This is a genomic window from Aquimarina aquimarini, from assembly GCF_900299535.1.
GTDB classification, from domain to species: Bacteria; Bacteroidota; Bacteroidia; order Flavobacteriales; family Flavobacteriaceae; genus Aquimarina; species Aquimarina aquimarini.
Genome location: NZ_OMKE01000028.1, coordinates 1 through 6,664, shown reverse-complemented (window position 1 = coordinate 6,664; position 6,664 = coordinate 1). Strand labels below are relative to the sequence as shown.

The 6,664-nt window shown below is 34.5% G+C and carries 1 protein-coding gene and 1 pseudogene; both read right to left on the bottom strand.

Annotation, left to right across the window (positions count from 1 at the left end):
• A partial coding sequence (locus tag DG508_RS13640; RefSeq protein ID WP_416354248.1) for a beta strand repeat-containing protein occupies positions 1-4,475 on the bottom strand: 4,475 nt, incomplete at its 3' end.
• Between the two features lie 1,307 nt (positions 4,476-5,782).
• Positions 5,783-6,664 (bottom strand): annotated as a pseudogene (locus DG508_RS21325) (PorP/SprF family type IX secretion system membrane protein); the annotation flags it as partial.

Genomic DNA, 6,664 nt, shown 5'->3' with positions numbered 1-6,664 from the left:
ATTGTATCTCCTGCATCGATAATACCATTTCCATTCGTATCAACATAGGTATCAGTCTTAGTGATATCTAATAATGGCTGACGTAAATCACTTACTGTTGGATCATCGGGATTACCATCATTATCATCATCGGTTGCATCAGCTGGATCATCTGGATCATCCGATAAACTACTAATCAAGTTACCATTTGGATCTGCTGCATTCACTGTAGCCGTATTACTAAAGTTCCCTGCAGTAATATCAGCTGCCAAAATAGTATAGGTTGCAGTAATAGTTGTATTATCAGTAGCAGATGGTGCTAATGACGCAATAGGACCACCACTTACTATCACATTAGGATCACTATCTGTAACACTAATAGCTGTTAATGTTGCAGTTCCGTTATTGGTGACCACAAAGGTATAATTGATCGTATCTCCTGCATCGATAATACCATTTCCATTGGTATCAACATAGGTATCTACTTTGGTAATTTCAAGGTCGTTATTTATATCATCTCTCCAGTCTGGTTCTCCTCCTGGGCTATCTGTATCAGGGAAAGGGCTTCCTGCTGTTTGCCCTCCATTAGTAGGCCCTCCTGCATCTGTAGTACTAGAACCATCTGTATCAAATTCGTCATCTAAACCATCTCCATCGCTATCCGTTCCTAAAGCTCCTAAATCTGGTGTAGTTCCAATAGTATCAGTACCATCAACTACCCCATCATCATTACTATCGTAGGCTTCTATGGTATCACTTTCTCCGTCTTCATCAGAGTCCAGATCTATATAATCAGCTCCGTCTGCTAATCCATCTGTATTTACTGGGGTAATTGGTGTTCCGTTAAATCCACATAAAGCAACAGTACAATCACTATCATATCGATCATCTATTCCGTCTCCATCTGTATCACTTCCGCTTGGTGCCAAATATCCAACTGTTGGTTGCCCTTCAATATTATCTACAATTCCATCATTATCTGAATCAATATCCAAATAATTTGCTTTTCCATCTGTATCTGTACTTATTGGAGCAGGTGTTGTAGCTGTAGCTGTATCATCTGATTCTACTGAATTAGCTAGACCATTAGCTCCAAAATCTACAGGAAGACCATCTATAATTCCATCATTATTAGCATCACTAGCTCCGTTATCAAGCTGTCCGGATTCTACTAAATCTGTAATTCCATCGTTATCACTATCCAAATCAAAATGGTTTGGTACACCATCTCCATCATTATCAAAAGCAGGATCTAATGTATCACATATTCCATCTGCATCACCATCTACACATACTGGTGCCGTTCCGCTACCATTATTATCAAAATCATGGTAGTTAGGAATTCCGTCACCATCTGCATCAGCAGAAGGATCAACTCCTAAAGTATTTTCGTTAATATCTAAAATACCATCATTATCGTCATCTAAATCTGAAGTATCTCCAACATTATCTCCATCAGTATCTACAGTAACTAGAATTATTGTTACAGAAGAAGTACCTTCTGTACAGCCAACTATTGTGTAATCAAAAGTATACACTCCGTTTGGTAATATTGAAACATCTACAGAACCTGCAGGCTGATCAAAATTCACTCCAGGATCAGAAGAAGTATTATCCCAACTCCATGTACCAAACATTTCTGGTGTGCCTAATAAATTAGAAAACAAATCAATTGTTCCAGATCCATTGGAAGCAAATATGGTATTATTTATCCCTGTATTTGGAGTACCTTGTACAGATATTGTTACAGAGGTTACTGCATTTGTAGAACAAGGTATTGTAGCGGCAACTGTATAATCAAAAATATATACTCCTGCTATTGTTGGGTTATAGGTTCCTGCTCCTGCACTAAAATCTCCTCCTGGGTTACTTGGAGACGAACCTGATACACTCCAAGTACCTCCGATACCTGCACCAGTTATTAATGAATTTAGGTTTACCAACGCATCTCCTTCACAAACATAATCATCTGATCCCGTACCTGCTTCTGGACGATCTACTACATTAATCTGTACCACTCCATCACTAAAACATCCTACTCCATTATCCCCTTCTAATCTAAACCAAGTAGTTTCATTTACTACTCTTGATGGCATGAGTGTACTATTTTCAAAAGGTCCAGACCAAGGACCTGAAGATCCTGTGGTACTATACGACCATTCATACCCTCCTGCACCTCCTACACCTATTCCATCTGCTAAAGAAATAGAACTATCTGTATTAGAAACTGGTGGAACAAAAGGTACTACATAAATAGAGGCTGTTCCTGGTGTGCAAGAATTATCATTTATGGCTACAGAAATTGAACCACTAGAATAAGTAACTACATTACCTAGTCCATCATCAAAATTAATAATGGCTCCAGTTAAGCTACCAGCATCTTCTAAAACACAATCATATATTTGTACAGCCCACCCTCCTTGTCTGGCATCAAAACCATAAAATGGAGACCAATCTATTGTAAAATTCGAAGTACCATCAAAATATCCATCGTATGTACCTCCTAAAGGAGCTGTTGCTGGCGAACAATAATTAAAAAAACTACTTACCGCATCATTGGTAAAAGATAAGTTTGTAACATTATCTCCTGAGTTACATGTATTTCCTTGATTTGGTCCTAAAGTAACAGTAGTCGATCCATCTGGAGCAACTGCAAAAAAACCTAAATCCGACACATAGGTATGTACAGCATCAAATGTAACGGTAATTTCTGTAGATGCATCAATTACAAAGGGTCTTGGTACTGGATCATAATACGTATATACAGGATTGGTAACTGTTCCTGCTCCCGTCAAATTAACAGTATCTCCTGCACAGACAGTTTGATTCGTTCCCGCATCAATATTGAGAGAAGTATTCCAAACCCATGCTCTACCCTCTTCTACTGTACCACCGTCATTTCTTACTACCAAATATCCACCATCAGCCAACCCTGTTTGAGTGGGTGTTGAATTCAATGCATGCACATCATACGAATTACTAGTTGAATTATAGATATACCAATCATAAGTTGTTCCTCCGCTTCCTGCTGGACATACTAATTCTCCTGAACCTGAATCAAATATATAAATAGGGTCATCTGAGTTTGCTGAGTATAAAGGATTCGTATAAGATGTAGTTACTTCTCCACAGGCAGTAGGAGATGTCAAAGGTATTTCTGTATTACTCATTTTTATTACTACCAAAGTGGTAGATGCATTCATACAGGGTGCTGAACCAGTTACATCATATCTAAAAATACTTCCTCCCAGAGGAAGCAAAGCTTCATTAACATTACTACCAGTAAGAGCTCCTGTTCCTCCTACATCAACCCAAGTACCTCCTGAATCCTCGCTACCATCTAATCCTGTAAATAAATCTATTGATCCACTTCCTGTAAATATTATCAATGGCCCTTGAGTTACCCCAGATCTAGGGCCTCTTACTATAGGCATATTGGTTATCGCTGTATTTGATGTACGACCATAAATATCTGTAATTTGCACTTCTAAAACTCTGATAACCCCTATATTAGGAGTTATTGCGTTATTTAAGTAATATATATCATCTAATGCTTGCCTAAACTGTGTTATTGTAGCAGTGCCATCATTAGTTATAGTAACTGATGTGGTATTATTACCAGAAACTAAAATACCTGAAAAAGCTCCTGGCATTGTTAACTCTTCTTGTCCAATATCTTGTGGATTCGTTAAGGTAACTGTCATATTATTAATACCGTGAGGAGCATTTAATGAAGATATTGCTCCAGTATTGGTATTATCTAAAGGTTCCCACCCTGTAGAACATGAAGTAGAATTTATATTAATTCCTCCAGCTCCAGTAACATTAGTATCATCTAACCTTACATATGGTACAGGTGCTAAATCCAAAGTAAAAGGTTCTCCAGATACAGCTTCACTAGGATTCGTCACATAATACTCTACAGATAATGTAGTAACTGGAATACTACTAGTTACTGTCCAATATGTTCCTGCTGCTGTGATAGAGTTATTAGAACCTATATGTACTTCTGAAGTATTATTATTATTTATAAAATGTCCTGTTTGTGCTCCTGTCAATGAACCCGAAAACTGAGCTCCTACATCAGAACTTGAAACTTTTATATTCTCTGTCCTAATTAATTCACTATGTTCTTGTGAACTTAGTACAACATAAACAGGTTCACTAAAAGTATATGTATACGTATTACCTGAAACTCCTACTGTAGTTCTTGAATTATTAAAACTATTTGTTAAAGTTCCTCCTGGTGGAACAGCATTAACAATTCCTCCTGTCGTTGAAGATGGAGATCTGGTAATATCAACCCTAACAAATGTTGAGCCATCTGCTACTGAAGATAAACTACTAGTTAAATAATTATTTTCAGGAATAGTTCCCGACAACCCTCCCCAAGTAGTTACTACCTGAGAACTTACCGAATACGATATTAATATCAAAAACATCAAAGCTGATATTTTGATATTATTGATATTTTTAAAATGTGTGAAAACTTTCATAAGCTATTTTATGATAAAATGTTCTATTATTTGTTTGGGAGTGATTCACAAGAATCTATATATGTTTTTCCAGAAATACGCATCTAATTCATTATTTCTTATCATTGAGAAGAGTAGATCAAATTTGATATAATTTTCATACAACAATCACTGTATCTAACACTTGTTTTTGAATTGTTATTTTATTGGGACATACTTCACCACCTAAATAAAATATGATGGCAAAAAACAAAAATGATCCAAAAACTATATATATAGGATAAGTATTTTTTTTCATGAGATAATTTTATTTATCAATTGTTAAAAGAAAAAGAGTTAATTGTAAAAACACAGTAAATAATACTTGTCAAAATTAACATTTTATTTTGTTAAATAGTGGCTTCATGACGATCAAAGGCTCTATTTAATCGATAAAAAACTATTTTGTTTCGACGAAATACTTAGTTTCAAGAAATTATACTGTTCATGCATTTTATCGGTTTTATTAAAATAAAAACATTTTAAAGCACAAGAAATAGTATCTCTATACAGCTGTGTATAATAGGAGTACATAGTACTTATACTGATTGTAATTTTGGAAGTGAGAACCTTACAATATACAATTGTAGAAAAGGAAATACTTTCTATAGATTTGTATACATTTCTCTTTATCAATTGAAAAGATCTTAGCATAATTAATATAAATAATCGTTATTCAAATACCTTGTCATTGCTGGCTCGCCAAAGTTCAACTAATACAAGGGGTACATTCTCAAAAAACTGTTATTTATAGCCTCATAAAATAATGCCTTATTTCATTAAAAAATCACTACACAATACACATTAATAATTCCTACCTTTCTTTTAAAAAAAGAAAAAACAGAAATAAATAATTACGAATTGGAATAAATTATAATAAGAAAAACATCTTATTTTTTTTACGAAGTGATTAAAAGTAATAGTATCCATAAGCAAATATGTTAATTACTACCGATATAGGCTTTATAATTTAAAATCTAATAAAGTCTGTTAAATAACAATTTTTTAACAACATAAAAGTAATCATAAAACATCTAAACCTATATACACATAATCCTCAAAATATATACTGTAAAACCTTAATTAAATGCATCTATACAATAAAAACTATTGAATGCAAACACTTTAAAAATCAAAAACATTAGCTTAAATTTTAAGAAAATTTTCACAAAAATTTAAACATAGTTTCCAAGAGGTTTAGTGCTACATTTAATTCTTAATAAATAAATATCTGATATTCAGAAATATAGATTAAGATTATTGTAACTTTCCCTATAAAATCATTCTTGTTAGAAGAATCTAGGAGTTAACATTCTATTGTATTTCTTAAAGAGTTCAAAGCGTAACATCACCTCATAACTCCCATCATTAAATTGTGTCTGACCCAATTCTGTCGTTTCTCGATCATATGCAAAACCAATCATCAACGCATCTGTAATTTGAAAACCTATCGTACCACTAATAGCAGCATCCCATCTATAAGCTGCACCCAAAGTCAATCGATCATACAACAAAAAGTTTGCAGAAACATCAACTTGCAATGGCGCACCAAAAACCAACTTACTCAAAATCGCTGGCTTAAACTTAACTTCATCACTCAAATCAAAAACATGACCTGCTATCAAATAATAATTGATACGCTCCTCGGCCAGAAAACTTACGGCATCACTATCACTACTGGCTGAACTCTCATCAAAATGGTCTGTCTCTAATAAATTATCAAATAATAATTGATACGCTCCTCGGCCAGAAAACTTACGGCATCACTATCACTACTGGCTGAACTCTCATCAAAATGGTCTGTCTCTAATAAATTGGGAGCACTTAATCCTAAATAAAATCGATCGGTATGATAATACACCCCAACTCCTACATTAGGACTAAACTTATTATCTATATTATTCTCAAACAAACGATCATTACTGCTAAATTGTGATAATCGTTGAAAATCAACATTCAATAAATGACCCCCAGCTTTTAGGCCTAAACTTAATTTACCCTTCTCTGAAGTAGGTAAGGTATATGAAAAATCAATATCAAAATATGTCTCATCTGTAGGACCTATCTCATCGTTGACAATAGAAAAACCCAAACCAACACGCTCATTACCGCCTATCGGAGTATTTAAGGTAAGTGTTTGTGTACGAGGAGCTCCATCCAAACCAACCCAT